13 protein-coding genes and 2 tRNA genes are annotated in these 13,953 nt (G+C 55.4%); 9 read left to right on the forward strand and 6 right to left on the reverse strand.

Going from position 1 to position 13,953, the window contains the following annotated elements; translation table 11 throughout:
* Positions 1 to 81: 81 nt before the first annotated feature.
* A complete protein-coding gene (locus tag E0L16_RS09355; RefSeq protein ID WP_063867003.1) occupies positions 82 to 840 on the forward strand; it encodes a C40 family peptidase in 759 nt (252 codons plus the stop codon).
* A gap of 122 nt (positions 841 to 962) precedes the next feature.
* The gene (gene sodB, locus E0L16_RS09360) at positions 963 to 1,544 is read left to right on the forward strand and encodes a superoxide dismutase [Fe] (RefSeq protein WP_063867005.1); all 582 of its coding nucleotides are present in this window, start codon (positions 963 to 965) and stop codon (positions 1,542 to 1,544) included.
* Positions 1,545 to 1,581: 37 nt separating this feature from the next.
* Here sodB and E0L16_RS09365 read toward each other — a convergent pair whose 3' ends face one another.
* Positions 1,582 to 2,748, reverse strand: a complete 1,167-nt coding sequence (locus E0L16_RS09365; protein WP_131636790.1) for an MFS transporter — start codon at positions 2,746 to 2,748, stop codon at positions 1,582 to 1,584.
* A gap of 161 nt (positions 2,749 to 2,909) precedes the next feature.
* Positions 2,910 to 2,999, reverse strand: a complete 90-nt coding sequence (gene cydH / locus E0L16_RS09370; RefSeq protein WP_003857632.1) for a cytochrome bd-I oxidase subunit CydH — start codon at positions 2,997 to 2,999, stop codon at positions 2,910 to 2,912.
* Positions 3,000 to 3,296: 297 nt separating this feature from the next.
* Between cydH and purR the strand changes: the two genes are divergently transcribed.
* Positions 3,297 to 4,322: an HTH-type transcriptional repressor PurR gene (gene purR / locus E0L16_RS09375; RefSeq protein ID WP_006809011.1), complete on the forward strand. Its 1,026-nt coding sequence runs from the start codon at positions 3,297 to 3,299 to the stop codon at positions 4,320 to 4,322.
* A gap of 17 nt (positions 4,323 to 4,339) precedes the next feature.
* Here the strand turns inward: purR and punR are convergent, their stop codons facing one another.
* Positions 4,340 to 5,251, reverse strand: coding sequence for a DNA-binding transcriptional activator PunR (gene punR, locus E0L16_RS09380; protein WP_047353996.1), 912 nt, complete (start codon positions 5,249 to 5,251; stop codon positions 4,340 to 4,342).
* 113 nt (positions 5,252 to 5,364) lie between these two features.
* Between punR and punC the strand changes: the two genes are divergently transcribed.
* Complete coding sequence (gene punC / locus E0L16_RS09385) at positions 5,365 to 6,564, forward strand: purine nucleoside transporter PunC (protein WP_131636791.1); 1,200 nt, start codon at positions 5,365 to 5,367, stop codon at positions 6,562 to 6,564.
* A 297-nt stretch (positions 6,565 to 6,861) separates the two neighbouring features.
* Positions 6,862 to 8,010 carry a cyclopropane fatty acyl phospholipid synthase gene (gene cfa, locus E0L16_RS09390; RefSeq protein WP_131636792.1) on the forward strand — a complete coding sequence of 383 codons (1,149 nt, stop codon included), beginning with the start codon at positions 6,862 to 6,864 and terminating at the stop codon, positions 8,008 to 8,010.
* 31 nt (positions 8,011 to 8,041) lie between these two features.
* On the opposite strand, the gene E0L16_RS09395 is transcribed toward cfa, so the two are convergent.
* The gene (locus tag E0L16_RS09395; RefSeq protein WP_131636793.1) at positions 8,042 to 8,683 is read right to left on the reverse strand and encodes a riboflavin synthase subunit alpha; all 642 of its coding nucleotides are present in this window, start codon (positions 8,681 to 8,683) and stop codon (positions 8,042 to 8,044) included.
* A 225-nt stretch (positions 8,684 to 8,908) separates the two neighbouring features.
* On the opposite strand from E0L16_RS09395, the gene mdtK reads away from it, so the two are divergent.
* The 4 genes from mdtK (at position 8,909) to E0L16_RS09415 (ending at position 12,311) form a co-directional block, all read left to right on the forward strand.
* Positions 8,909 to 10,282: an MdtK family multidrug efflux MATE transporter gene (gene mdtK / locus E0L16_RS09400; protein ID WP_131636794.1), complete on the forward strand. Its 1,374-nt coding sequence runs from the start codon at positions 8,909 to 8,911 to the stop codon at positions 10,280 to 10,282.
* 153 nt (positions 10,283 to 10,435) lie between these two features.
* Positions 10,436 to 10,512: transfer RNA gene (locus E0L16_RS09405), tRNA-Val, on the forward strand.
* A gap of 4 nt (positions 10,513 to 10,516) precedes the next feature.
* Positions 10,517 to 10,593 (forward strand) — tRNA-Val (locus E0L16_RS09410).
* 122 nt (positions 10,594 to 10,715) lie between these two features.
* The gene (locus E0L16_RS09415) at positions 10,716 to 12,311 is read left to right on the forward strand and encodes an FAD-NAD(P)-binding protein (RefSeq protein WP_131636795.1); all 1,596 of its coding nucleotides are present in this window, start codon (positions 10,716 to 10,718) and stop codon (positions 12,309 to 12,311) included.
* A gap of 28 nt (positions 12,312 to 12,339) precedes the next feature.
* Here the strand turns inward: E0L16_RS09415 and E0L16_RS09420 are convergent, their stop codons facing one another.
* Both E0L16_RS09420 and E0L16_RS09425 read right to left on the reverse strand, forming a co-directional pair.
* Positions 12,340 to 12,975 carry a carbonic anhydrase gene (locus E0L16_RS09420; protein ID WP_063448938.1) on the reverse strand — a complete coding sequence of 212 codons (636 nt, stop codon included), beginning with the start codon at positions 12,973 to 12,975 and terminating at the stop codon, positions 12,340 to 12,342.
* 72 nt (positions 12,976 to 13,047) lie between these two features.
* The gene (locus E0L16_RS09425) at positions 13,048 to 13,830 is read right to left on the reverse strand and encodes an MBL fold metallo-hydrolase (protein ID WP_131636796.1); all 783 of its coding nucleotides are present in this window, start codon (positions 13,828 to 13,830) and stop codon (positions 13,048 to 13,050) included.
* Between the last annotated feature and the right edge of the window lie 123 nt (positions 13,831 to 13,953).

Genomic DNA, 13,953 nt, shown 5'->3' on the forward strand with positions numbered 1-13,953 from the left:
TTTTATGGATTAGAATCGACAGGTTTTGTAAATCTCACGCGGGTATGCTTTATTGGCCTGCACTTATCAGGGGACTGCCCAGTGGCGCGGATAACTAAAATCTCGATGACGCTCTGTGCTTTACTGTTTACCACACTCTCATTGACGCCAGCGGCGAACGCCTCCGAACAGGCGCGGCATTCTGCTGTACAAAAAACGCATCTGGCAAAAGCCACAGAACGTAAGAAAAAAACCACCAGCAAAACCGTTAAAAAGAAAACCACCGCTCAGACCAAAAAGACCGCCTCCAGCAAAACCAAAACCCTCCGTTCCGGCACGCACAAAACCACCCGTAAAACCGCCAGCCTTGTGAGTGAAAAATGCACCGTGCGCAAAGGGCATAAAACAAAATGCGCTAAAGTGACGAAGCTGGCTGACGTGCATAAAGCGCGTATGCAGAAAGCGCAAAAAACGGCGATGAATAAGCTGATGGGGCAAATTGGTAAACCGTATCGCTGGGGTGGCACCTCTCCCCGCACCGGTTTTGACTGTAGCGGGCTGGTCTATTATGCCTATAAAGATCTGGTGAAGTTCCGCATTCCTCGTACCGCCAATGAAATGTACCACCTGCGCGACGCCGCGCCTGTAAACCGGGGCGAGCTGCAAAATGGCGACCTGGTGTTCTTCCGCACTCAGGGACGCGGCACGGCCGATCACGTTGGGGTGTACGTGGGTAACGGTAAGTTTATCCAGTCACCGCGCAGCGGACGGGACATTCAGATCACCTCCCTCAGCGAAGATTACTGGGTGCGCCACTATGTGGGTGCGCGCCGCGTGATGACGCCAAAAACCGTCCGCTAAACTCTGCCCTGTCGCCCGTGCGACAGGGTAAGTTCCTCTTTTGCATACCCTTTCAATTTGCTATTCTGTCCTTGTTGTCTGTAGGGTTATTGGCAACGTATAAAACAATAAGGAGAGAAGCAATGTCGTTCGAATTACCTGCACTACCGTATGCAAAAGACGCCCTGGCCCCGCACATTTCCGCGGAAACCCTGGAGTACCATTACGGCAAACATCACCAGACCTACGTCACCAACCTGAACAACCTGATCAAAGGCACCGATTTTGAAGGCAAAACGCTGGAAGAGATCGTGCGCAATTCAGACGGTGGCGTATTCAACAATGCTGCTCAGGTGTGGAACCACACCTTCTACTGGCACTGCCTGGCACCGAATGCAGGTGGGGAACCTACCGGTGATCTGGCCGCAGCGATTAACGCCGCATTCGGCAGCTTCGCGGACTTCAAAGCGAAGTTTACTGACGCCGCCGTTAAAAACTTTGGCTCCGGCTGGACCTGGCTGGTGAAAGAGGCCGATGGCAAACTGGCTATCGTTTCCACCTCTAATGCGGGTACCCCACTGACCACCAGCGCAACGCCGCTGATGACCGTGGACGTATGGGAACACGCCTATTACATTGATTATCGTAATGCGCGCCCGAACTACCTGGAGCACTTCTGGGCACTGGTTAACTGGGAATTTGTTGCGAAGAACTTCGCCGCGTAAGGGACACGCAGAAGGGGCAACCCTTCTGCGTTTTTGTTTATTCCGCCGTACACACCGCTTCTGGCTGTTTACGCCCGGACATCAGCACCAGCAGCAGGCCGAGTGCGGCAATGATCGCCCCCATCACCGGCACAAAGCTGTAACCTAAACCACCGGAAATCACCGCCCCGCCCGCTGCGGCTCCCAGCGCATTGCCCAGGTTAAACGCACCGATATTCACGGACGATGAGAGCCCCGGCGCCTCATGCGCAACACGCATCACGCGCATCTGCAACGGCGGCACCACGGCAAAGGTTGCGGCGCCCCACACCACCATGGCAACCGCGGCGCCCGCTTCGTTACGCGCCAGCCACGGGATCGCCACCATGATGACGATCAGCAGCGTTAAGAAGCCTTTCAGCGTCCCACTCACGGAGCGGTCGGCAAATTTCCCGCCGAGATAGTTGCCAATCGAGAACCCGACACCAATCAGCACCAGCATCGCGGTAACAAAGAGTGGCGTTGCGTGGGTAATGTCGTGCAGCACCGGGGAGATATAGGTGTAGAGCGTAAACATCGCCCCCGCCCCCAGTACCGTGGTGAGCAGCGCGGAAAGCACCTGGGGACGCATCAGCACCGCCAGCTCTTTACGTACTTCCGGACGTTCTCCCGCACTTCCTTTCGGCAGTGAGAAGAACAGCGCGACCATCGCGACCACGCCCAGTCCGGCGGTTGCGAGGAAAGACATACGCCAGCCGATAGCTTCTCCCAGCCAGGTGGCGGCGGGAACACCGCCAATATTGGCGATGGTCAGCCCCATAAACATGGTGGCTACCGCGCTGGCCTGCTTATGTTTTGGCACCACGCTGGCGGCAACAACCGAGCCCAGCCCGAAGAAGGCGCCATGGTTCAGGCTGGTCAGAATACGGGAAAGCATCAGCGTGGTGTAATCCGGCGAAATCGCGGAAAGCACGTTGCCCAGGGTGAAAATCGCCATCAGGAAAATCAGCGCATTGCGGCGCGCGCGGTGCGAAAGCAGCAGCGTCATCAGCGGCGCGCCCACCATCACGCCGATCGCGTAGGCGCTGATCAACATACCGGCCGCAGGGATAGAGACGTCCACGCCCCGGGCGATAACAGGCAATAACCCCATCGGGGAGAATTCAGTGGTGCCAATCCCAAAGGCGCCAATCGCCAGGGCCAGCAGGGGAAAATTGATTTTCATGAATAAACTCCGGATACCGTGCCGTTACCCGGCACAGAATTAAGAAGTCAAAAGCATGACATCAATCACAAAAAATGAGAAGTTAACATTTTGGCAAAAGATTTTTGCCGGAAAGATAACAATAGCGGCAAGCGAGGGAGAAAATTCTCCCTCCACCTAAATCAGTGCAGCGCAGCGGTTAAACCACCCGCAACAATCAGGGCAAGAACAACAATGGTGGTAAACAGCGAAAACTTCAGATCGGTACTCATCAATTTTTCTCCTTTTATTCACCCTACGAAAAGTGAGCCTGCTCATTTTTACACAGTTCAGGTCAAAAATCTTCCAGGATTTAAGCGGATATCCACTTTACCTCTTCCCCTTTTCATCAAGATAGGACAAAATTCCACGCTAAATTTATTAGCGTACCGGCCACTGACCCCCTCCTGACGTCCTGTGTCGTTTTCCCGGCGTGTCGCAACTCAAGATTGCGTAATAAGGGTGAGAGAAGGCAAACGTTTACCTTCAATGGTTTCAGGAGCTTAGGATATGGTCTGGAGTGACATTTAATGGCAACAATTAAAGACGTAGCAAAACGCGCAAACGTTTCCACTACAACCGTATCACATGTTATTAACAAAACGCGTTTTGTCGCTGAAGAGACGCGTAATGCCGTCTGGGCAGCGATCAAAGAACTGCACTACTCGCCAAGTGCGGTCGCGCGTAGCCTGAAGGTTAATCACACCAAATCGATTGGCCTGCTGGCCACCAGCAGTGAAGCGGCCTACTTTGCTGAAATTATCGAAGCCGTTGAAAAAAACTGCTTCCAGAAGGGCTATACCCTGATTCTGGGTAACGCGTGGAACAACATTGAGAAACAGCGCGCTTATCTGTCGATGATGGCGCAAAAGCGCGTCGACGGCCTGCTGGTGATGTGTTCTGAATACCCAGAGTCGGTCCTTTCCATGCTCGAAGAGTATCGCCACATTCCGATGGTGGTGATGGACTGGGGCGAAGCGCGCGCCGACTTCACCGATTCCGTTATCGATAACGCCTTTGAAGGCGGCTACATGGCGGGGCGTTACCTGGTGGAACGCGGACATCGTGAAATTGGCGTGATCCCGGGCCCGCTGGAGCGAAATACCGGTGCTGGCCGCCTGGCCGGTTTCATGAAGGCGATGGAAGAGGCGCTGATTACCGTGCCGGAAAACTGGATTGTTCAGGGCGATTTCGAGCCGGAGTCGGGCTATCGCGCCATGCAGCAGATCGTCTCCCAGCCGCATCGCCCTACCGCAGTGTTCTGCGGCGGCGATATCATGGCCATGGGCGCCCTCTGTGCGGCAGATGAACTCGGCCTGCGCGTTCCGCAGGATATCTCGGTGATTGGCTATGATAACGTGCGCAACGCCCGCTTCTTTACGCCGGCGCTGACCACCATTCACCAGCCGAAAGATTCGCTGGGTGAAACCGCCTTCAATATGCTGATGGACAGGATCGTCAACAAGCGTGAACAGTCCCAGTCCATTGAAGTGCACCCGCGCCTGATTGAACGCCGTTCCGTTGCGGACGGTCCGTTCCGCGACTACCGTCGTTAATCCTTTTACGGGGCCAGCTATGCTGGTCCCCGTAACCACTCCCGGTTCAGCGTTTCGCTGTCTCCCAGATAATCCAGCAGCCAGGCCATGGCGGGCGATACGTCGTTTTGCTGCCACGTCAGACAGCACGCGGCGTCCGGGAAGGGATTTTCCAGCGTCAGGGCCACCCACTCCCCCGCGTCGATGCGCGGGCGCGCAAAATGCACCGGCACCATGCCAACGCACAGCCCCGCGCTCAGGCAGGTGGCTGACGACTCCCAGTCCGGCGCGACCACGCGGCGCTGATTATCCAGCAGCCAGGTAATACGCTTCGGCAGCGAACGGGACGTATCTTCCAGCACCAGCGAGGGCCAGTTGCGCAAGGTGTCATCGCTCAGCGGCCCTTCCAGCGCCGCCAGCGGATGATCGCGCGCGACCACGCAGGTCCAGCTCAGCATGCCCATGTCGCGAAACGCGTAGCGCCCCCCAACCGGGATCGCCTGGGTGGCGCCAATTGCCATCTCTGCCCTGCCGTCCGCCAGCGCATCCCAGACGCCGTTAAACACCTCCTGTGAAACGCGCAGTTCGACGTCGGAGAAATGACGATAGAAATCGACGATCATCTGCCGGGTGCGTTCCGGCTTAACGATGTTATCCACCGCGATGGAAAGATGCCCGCGCCAGCCGTTGGCGATCTGCTGGCACTGCTCGCGGGTGATCTGCATTTTTTTGATAACAGACCGCCCCTCTTTCAAAAACCACGCGCCGGCGGGCGTGAGCTCCACGTCGCGATGGCGCCGCTCAAACAGCGGGACCGCCAGCCACGCTTCCAGCTGACGCACCGTATAGCTGATGGCTGAAGGAACGCGATGCAGCTCCTGGGCGGCACCGGTAAAGCTGCCGTTACGCGCCACGGCATCGACCACTTCAAGAGAATAATCTGACCACATCTTTTGCCTGCAAAATTTTTGAATTCACCCGCCAAATATTAGCGTTTCACAAGCCGCTTTGCACCTCCTACACTCTGCGCCAACGTACACCTGCCTCCTCAGGAGAATAAACAGTGCAACCCAGGAAAGGATTTTTAGTCTGGCTCGGCGGCTTAAGCGTGCTGGGCTTTTTGGCGACCGATATGTATCTGCCCGCGTTCGCCGCGATGCAGGAAGATTTGCAAACCCCTGCCGCCGCCATCAGCGCCAGCCTGAGTTTGTTCCTCGCAGGCTTTGCCTTTGCGCAACTGCTCTGGGGGCCGCTCTCAGATCGTTTTGGCCGTAAACCCGTCCTGTTGCTGGGGCTGGCAATTTTTGCCGTAGGCTGTCTGGGCATGCTGTGGGTCCGCGATGCCGCCTGGCTCCTCGTGCTGCGCTTCATCCAGGCCGTCGGCGTCTGTGCCGCAGCGGTCACCTGGCAGGCGCTGGTAACCGATTATTATCCGGCTTCGCGCACTAACCGCATTTTCGCCACCATTATGCCGCTGGTCGGCCTGTCGCCGGCGCTCGCCCCGCTGTTGGGCAGCTGGATCCTGGCGCATTTCGACTGGCAGGCCATTTTCGCCACGCTGTTTGCCATCACGCTGGTGCTGATGCTGCCCGCGTTCGGGCTCAAGCCTGCGCGTAAAAAAGAGACGCATCCGGACGCGCAGCCAGTGACCTTTACCTCTTTACTGCGGGCAAAAGCCTATCGCGGTAACGTGCTGATTTATGCCGCCTGCTCTGCCAGCTTCTTTGCCTGGCTGACCGGTTCGCCGTTCATTCTGCATGACATGGGCTACAGCCCGGCGGCTATCGGCCTGAGCTACGTTCCACAGACCATCGCCTTCCTGGTGGGTGGCTATGGCTGTCGCGCCGCACTGCAAAAATGGGAAGGCCAACAGATGCTGCCCTGGTTGCTGGTGTTGTATGCGTTAAGCGTGATTGCGACCTGGGCCGTCGGCTTTATTCCCGGTGCCGGGCTTGCAGAAATTTTGATTCCGTTCTGCGTTATGGCGATCGCTAACGGGGCCATTTACCCAATTGTAGTGGCGCAGGCACTACGTCCGTTCCCGCAGGCGACAGGCCGTGCTGCCGCGCTGCAAAATACCCTGCAACTTGGCCTGTGCTTCCTGGCAAGCCTCGTGGTCTCTGCGCTGATTGTCACCCCACTGCTCACCACCACCAGCGTAATGCTGGTCACCGTTGCGCTGGCAGGTCTGGGGTATCGCATGCAGTCCTCCGCGCGTCGCGAGCAGAATGACGACGCGCAAACCGAAACGTCTCATGCCTGATTGCGCGGGAAATTATGTTAAAAACCAGTGATTAGGTTGCTAACAATTTTCTGTTGAATCACCCATTTTTGAGGCCTATACTGAATTTGGTTCGATAAATACGATAAATATTAAGCGTTAACGGGAGCCGGAGCGCTCCCGTTTTACCATGGAAGGCATTTCGGCAAGGGTTATCTCCCTTCCTCTGTTCTACGTCGGATATTAGCCTCGCGGGCATTTACCGTGAGATTTCTCACAAACCAAAAAAGCGTCTACGCTGTTTTAAGGTTCTGATCACAGCAAGGTGATGGAGAAGCTATGAGTTCATCGTGTATAGAAGAAGTCAGCGTTCCGGACGATAACTGGTCCCGGATCGTCAGTGAAATGTTGGGACGTGCGGGCATTACAATTAATGGCTCATCGCCCTCCGATCCCCAGATTAAGCATCCCGATTTTTTCAAACGCGTTTTGCAGGAGGGATCGTTAGGGCTGGGTGAAAGCTATATGGACGGCTGGTGGGAGTGTGAACGGCTGGATATGTTCTTCTCCAGCGTATTACGCGCCGGTCTGGAAAATCAGCTCCCCCGTCACTTTAAAGATACGCTACGTATCGCCTCCGCCCGCCTGTTCAATCTGCAAAGTAAAAAGCGCGCATGGATCGTCGGCAAAGAGCATTACGATCTGGGCAACGACCTTTTCAGCCGCATGCTCGACCCGTTAATGCAGTACTCCTGCGGATACTGGAAAAAAGCGACGACCCTGGAAGAGGCGCAGCAGGATAAGCTACAGCTGATCTGCGATAAATTGCAGTTGCAGCCCGGCATGCGCGTGCTGGACATCGGCTGTGGTTGGGGCGGCCTTGCCTGGTTTATGGCGAAGCATTACGGCGTGAGCGTCGTCGGGGTCACGATTTCGGCTGAACAGCAGAAGATGGCGCAGGCGCGTTGCCTGGGGCTGGATGTCGATATTCGGCTTCAGGATTACCGCGACCTGAACGAGCAGTTCGACCGCATTGTTTCCGTTGGCATGTTCGAGCACGTCGGGCCCAAGAACTACAGGACCTATTTCGAGGTCGCTGACCGGAACCTGAAGCCTGACGGTATTTTCCTGCTACACACCATCGGCTCTAAGCGCACCGACAACAACGTGGATCCCTGGATTAATAAATATATCTTCCCGAATGGCTGTTTACCCTCTGTTCGCCAGATTGCCAACGCCAGCGAACCGCATTTCATTGTGGAAGACTGGCATAATTTTGGCGCAGATTACGACACCACGCTGATGGCGTGGCACGAACGTTTCCAGGCCGCATGGCCTGAAATCGCCGACAACTATTCGGAACGATTCAAACGGATGTTCAGCTATTATCTGAATGCCTGTGCCGGGGCTTTTCGCGCGCGGGATATACAGCTATGGCAGGTGGTGTTTAGTCGCGGGATTGAGCACGGCCTGCGCGTGGCCCGCTAAAAAAATAACCCCGGTTGCCCGGGGTTATTTTTTATTCTTCTCCCACGGCCTTTATTATCGCCGCCTCTTTCGCCGCCAGCACGCGCTCAACGGTATCCACGACCGCCTGGGTCTGCGGATCAATTTCGATATTCACCCGCTGCCCCAGTTTTTTTGAACCAAGCGTTGTACGTTGCAACGTTTCTGGAATTAAATGCACGCAAAAACGGGTTGGCGTCACTTCACCTACGGTCAGGCTAATCCCATCAATGCCAATAAATCCTTTATAAAGGATGTATTTCATTAAGGTGGGATCCTGCACCTTAAACCAGATTTGACGGTTATTTTCCGAGGTCACGATTTTCGCCACTTCGGCGGTGGTCATAATATGGCCCGACATCAGGTGCCCGCCAATCTCATCGCTGAATTTCGCCGCCCGCTCAACGTTGACGGTATCCCCCACTTCCAGCTCGCCCAGGTTAGTGATGCGCAGCGTCTCTTTCATTAAATCAAAAGCGATCTGGTTACCGTTAATTTCGGTCACCGTCAGGCAGCAGCCGTTATGCGCTATCGACGCCCCGGTTTCAATGCCGTCGAGCATATATTCAGGCAGCTCGACCACGTGAGTGCGGAAATTCGGTTTTTCATCAATGGACACCACTTTGGCAGTGCCCTGCACAATACCAGTAAACATGCTTACAGCTCCTGTTCATTCCGAACGGCGATGACACCGTATAATCCCACCACAATAACAGTTGAAAAAACAGGTTGCCAGTGATGCGCAATTTCTGGCGATTTTTTCACTAGATAATTAGTTAAACCCCGCTACAATAGCTGGCATCCCTCTGTTTTTTCTTCTTGCTGCCAGTTACGGCGGCCTTTTTAGTCTCTCAAATAACTACAATACAAAGGTGTTCACGTGCAGAAGTATATGATCGAAGCGCGTCAGTTATTGGCACTGGCAATACCGGTGATCGTCGCGCAGGTAGCCCAAACCGCAATGGGATTTGTGGATACGGTAATGGCCGGTGGTTACAGCGCCACCGATATGGCCGCCGTGGCGATCGGAACCTCAATCTGGCTCCCGGCCATTCTGTTTGGTCACGGCCTGCTGCTGGCGCTGACGCCCGTTATCGCACAGCTTAACGGCTCCGGTCGACGTGACCGCGTGGCCCATCAGGTTCGCCAGGGCTTCTGGCTGGCCGGAGGCGTCTCCGTCCTGATTATGATCGTTCTGTGGAACGCCGGGTATATTATCCGCGCCATGCATAATATCGATCCGGCGCTGGCAGATAAGGCGGTCGGTTATTTGCGCGCCCTGCTCTGGGGCGCCCCCGGCTATCTGTTCTTCCAGGTAGCACGTAACCAGTGTGAAGGGCTGGCAAAAACCAAGCCGGGCATGGTGATGGGATTTATCGGCTTGCTGGTGAATATTCCCGTGAACTATATCTTCATTTACGGTCATTTTGGCATGCCGGAGCTCGGTGGCGTGGGCTGCGGCGTTGCGACGGCAGCGGTGTACTGGGTGATGTTCGGAAGCATGCTCACCTACATTAAGCATGCGCGATCCATGCGCGACATTCGCAACGACACCGCCTTTAGCACGCCTGACTGGGCGATGTTGACCCGCCTGACCCAGCTGGGTCTGCCCATTGCGCTGGCGCTGTTCTTTGAAGTGACGCTGTTTGCCGTTGTCGCCCTGCTGGTTTCGCCGCTAGGGATTATTGATGTGGCAGGCCACCAGATCGCCCTGAACTTCAGCTCTTTGATGTTTGTTCTGCCGATGTCGCTGGCGGCTGCGGTGACGATTCGCGTGGGCTTCCGTCTGGGGCAAGGCTCTACGCTGGATGCGCAAACGGCTGCCCGCACCGGGCTGGGCGTCGGCGTCTGCATGGCGGTCTGTACCGCCCTCTTTACCGTGCTGTTGCGTGAGCAAATTGCCCTGCTCTATAACGACAATCCGGAGGTAGTGACGCTGGCCTCGCACCTGATGCTGCTGGCGGCCATTTATCAGATCTCTGACTCCATCCAGGTGATTGGCAGCGGCGTGCTGCGTGGGTATAAAGATACGCGTTCCATCTTCTTTATCACCTTCATTGCCTACTGGGTGCTGGGCCTGCCGAGTGGCTACATTCTGGCGCTCACGGATTTGGTGGTGGATCGCATGGGGCCAGCCGGGTTCTGGATGGGCTTTATCATCGGCTTAACGTCTGCGGCCATTATGATGATGCTGCGCATGCGCTTCCTGCAACGTCAGCCCTCTACGGTTATTTTGCAGCGCGCTGCACGTTAATGACCCTGTAGCCGCCGGCTGGCGGCTACTTTCTCTTCACTTTGCGCGGTAATGAAGCAATCGCGTGAAATCAGAGAGAAAAATGCATTTTCCCTCTTGCCACCTTGGTGCTGTGCCGCTAATATTCGTCCCCGTTGTCACCGACAACACAATGCGTTCATAGCTCAGTTGGTTAGAGCACCACCTTGACATGGTGGGGGTCGTTGGTTCGAGTCCAATTGAACGCACCATTCTGCGTCCGTAGCTCAGTTGGTTAGAGCACCACCTTGACATGGTGGGGGTCGGTGGTTCGAGTCCACTCGGACGCACCATTTCAGTCCTGAAATGGTGCAAAAATCCTCTTCTTAACGTCTTAATTTTTCCCTTCATTGAATGACTTAACCTTTCTCCTGCTACGCTTATTCTATGGTTCAGAAACGCAGGAACGCTTTCGATGAAAAAAATTGCCATTATCGGCTCAGGCCCAACAGGGATTTACACCTTCTACTCACTTCTTACCAACGCAGCGCCCCTTTCGATCTCCGTGTTTGAGAAAGCAGATCAGCCCGGCGTCGGTATGCCTTACAGCGATGAAGATAACTCCCGACTGATGCTGGCGAACATCGCCAGTATTGAAATCCCGCCCATTTTTATCACCTATCTCGACTGGCTTAAACAGCAAAATGCAGCCCATCTTGCCCGCTATAGCGTCGACAAAGACAAACTGCACGACCGGCAGTTTTTGCCCCGTATTCTGCTGGGTGAATATTTCCACGACCGTTTTCTCGCCGTCGTTGCCGAGGCGAAAAAGGCAGGATTTCAGGTCGAGGTTCATCCCAACGCAGAAGTAACGGATATCAAAGCAGATGCAGACGGCGTGGCCCTGTCAGTGAACGATGCGCCTTTCTCCAGAAGATTTGACCTTGCCGTGGTCGCCACCGGTCACGTCTGGCCTGATGAAGATGAAGCCACCCGCGCCTGGTACCCGAGCCCATGGTCGGGGCTGATGGACGCAGAGATCCGAGCCTGCGAGGTGGGGATCATGGGGACGTCCCTCAGCGGGCTGGACGCCGCGATGGCGGTTGTGATGCAGCACGGTCGGTTTACCGGCGAGCAGTTCGTTGTCAATAAAGGCAGCGAGGGGTTAAAAATCACGCTGATGTCCCGCACGGGCGTTCTGCCGGAAGCCGACTTTTACTGCCCTATTCCTTATGAACCGCTGTCGGTGTTAACGGCATCTGTGGCAGAAAGCGAGATCGCTAAAGGCCCGGACGGGCTGCTTGACCGCATTTTTGCGCTGATGGTGAAAGAGCTTGAGCTGGCCGATCCGCAGTGGTGCCAGGCGATATCGCTCAGCACGCTGAATGCCGACACCCTTCGTGAGGTCTGGTTTGAGGATCGTAAAAATCATGGTCCTTTCACCTGGGCCGAAGCGAATCTGAAAGAAGTGGAGCGCAACAAGCGCGACAAACGCACCGTTGCCTGGCGCTATACCGTGCTTCGTCTGCATGAGGTGGTTCAGGCGATTGTTCCTTCACTTAACGAACAGGACAGAGAGCGGTTTAAGTCGGGGCTGGAGCGCGTATTTATTGATAACTATGCCGCCATTCCACCGCAGTCTATCCGCCGGTTACTGGCGCTACGAGAGGCAGGGATCATCAGCGTGGTCGCCCTCAGTGATGATTACGACCTGGATATCGGCAGCGATCAAACCGTCATCACCACGCAAGAAAAGAGTTATCGCTTCGATGTCTTTATTGATGCGCGCGGGCAAAAACCGCTCAAAAATAAGGATATCCCCTTCCCGACGCTGCGCAAACAGCTTGAGGAAACGGGCGATGAGATACCGGACGTGGGGGAAGACTACACGTTGCTGTCACCTGCGTCTCTGCGCGGACGTATCGCGTTTGGGGCGATTCCCTGGCTGATGCACGACCATCCGTTTGTTCAGGGTTTGTCAGAGTGTGCTGAAATTGGTAAGGCGATGGCGAAAGCGGCGGGAAATCCTGCGTCGGGCGTGCGGCGGAAATTACCTTTCATGGAGTTTTAACCGGGCTTCCCTGCCCTACGGTGTCGGATTACTCGAAGAAGACTTCCGGGTTTTCCGACAGCGATACAAAGCTTTTGGTGTTCTTATCCAGGGCAAGGATTTTGCCGCTTTCAATATCATACACCCAGCCGTGCAGGCGGATGGCGTTGTTGCGCAGGCCTACCGCCACCGACGGATGGGTCTTGATGTTGCTCAGCTGCGCAAAGACGTTCTCCTGCACCATCGCATTCACTTTATCGATTGGCGTATCCCAGGTTTTCTTCTCCACCACCGCTTTCGCCGCATCAGAATAGCGCAGCCAGTGGGAAACGGCCGGCATGGGCTCCAGATCCGCGTTGTCGGCAATCGCCTTCATCGCGCCGCAGTTTGAGTGGCCGCAGATTACGATATCGGTCACGCCGAGGGCCACCACCGCGTATTCGATGGTCGCTGAGACGCCGCCAGGCTCCGGCCCGAACGGTGGCACAATGTTGCCAGCGTTTCGAATGACAAAGAGCTGTCCTGGCTCCTGTTGCGTAACCAGTTCCGGAACCAGACGGCTGTCGGAGCAGGAGATGAACAGCGCTTTGGGATTCTGACTGGACGCTAAACTACGAAAAAGCTCTTTACGTTGCGGGAAAATCTCTTTTTGAAAGCTGAGAAAACCTTCAATGATATGTTGCATAGCCATTTCTCTTTTATCTGTTTTAGTTTAGGTATGATCGCGATCACACTCGTAAAATTTAACCACCGTGCTTTATCGGAGACAAGCAATATATTTTTGGCCCGACCGCTGCACGATCTCATCCGCATTCGTCAGGATGTTCTGCCCTTCAAAGGCCCCGTACAGGCGCTGGTACTTTTTCCCCGCCAGTCGGCCGGTCACCGACTCGACGGTGCGGGCAGGCAGCGGGAGCATATTCGGATAACTCCACATAAACGACACGGCGTCTTTACCCGGCGTGACCTGCAAAATATCACCGGCCAGCAGTACGCCGTCGCCTGACTGCCAGTGCAGCACCGTGCCGCCTGCGAAATGCCCGCCCAGTCGCAACAGCGTTACCGACGGCATAATTTCCAGAGTGTCCTCCTCCCAGAAGCGTATCGCCGGACTGTCACGCATTACCCACTGCCGATCGCTGGCGTGCAGGTAGATCGGCGCGTTAAACGCCGCGGCCCACTCCTGCATGGTGGTGTAGTAATGAGGGTGCGAAATCGCAATCGCGCCGATCCCGCCGAGCGCGTCAATTAACGCTCTGGTTGCCGGGTCAAGGTTCGCGATGCAGTCCCACAGGATATTGCCCTGCGGCGTGCGCAGCAGGATGGCGCGCTGGTTGATGGCAAAAGAGGGGACGGTTTTGATGCTGAACAGCTGCGGCTCCAGCTGTTGCCATTTGTTGGTATGCGTGGCCGTAAGACTATCGAAATCCGTCCACACCTGGCCCGTCACCGGAACATACTGGCGTTCATCGTCGCAAATCGGGCAGCGTTTGGGGTGTTCATCGTAAGCGGTACCGCAGGTTTTACACAGCGTAATCATCAGCGTTCCTCAACAATAAAGCACTGAGTATGGCAGGGATTATCCATATGTGCTGCGGGGTGCATCGCCCCCTTTTTTTGACTTATACTGTGCCAGTATCAAAAACTGAATAACGCAGGTGGC

This window comes from Enterobacter quasihormaechei, from assembly GCF_004331385.1.
GTDB lineage: Bacteria > Pseudomonadota > Gammaproteobacteria > Enterobacterales > Enterobacteriaceae > Enterobacter > Enterobacter quasihormaechei.

Excerpts from the sequence above, each read along its gene's own strand:
- sodB (WP_063867005.1), top strand. The coding sequence starts at position 963 with ATGTCGTTCGAATTACCTGCACTACCGTATGCAAAAGACGCCCTGGCC.
- E0L16_RS09365 (WP_131636790.1), bottom strand. The coding sequence starts at position 2,748 with ATGAAAATCAATTTTCCCCTGCTGGCCCTGGCGATTGGCGCCTTTGGG.
- cydH (WP_003857632.1), bottom strand. The coding sequence starts at position 2,999 with ATGAGTACCGATCTGAAGTTTTCGCTGTTTACCACCATTGTTGTTCTT.
- purR (WP_006809011.1), top strand. The coding sequence starts at position 3,297 with ATGGCAACAATTAAAGACGTAGCAAAACGCGCAAACGTTTCCACTACA.
- punR (WP_047353996.1), bottom strand. The coding sequence starts at position 5,251 with ATGTGGTCAGATTATTCTCTTGAAGTGGTCGATGCCGTGGCGCGTAAC.
- cfa (WP_131636792.1), top strand. The coding sequence starts at position 6,862 with ATGAGTTCATCGTGTATAGAAGAAGTCAGCGTTCCGGACGATAACTGG.
- E0L16_RS09395 (WP_131636793.1), bottom strand. The coding sequence starts at position 8,683 with ATGTTTACTGGTATTGTGCAGGGCACTGCCAAAGTGGTGTCCATTGAT.
- E0L16_RS09415 (WP_131636795.1), top strand. The coding sequence starts at position 10,716 with ATGAAAAAAATTGCCATTATCGGCTCAGGCCCAACAGGGATTTACACC.
- E0L16_RS09420 (WP_063448938.1), bottom strand. The coding sequence starts at position 12,975 with ATGCAACATATCATTGAAGGTTTTCTCAGCTTTCAAAAAGAGATTTTC.
- E0L16_RS09425 (WP_131636796.1), bottom strand. The coding sequence starts at position 13,830 with ATGATTACGCTGTGTAAAACCTGCGGTACCGCTTACGATGAACACCCC.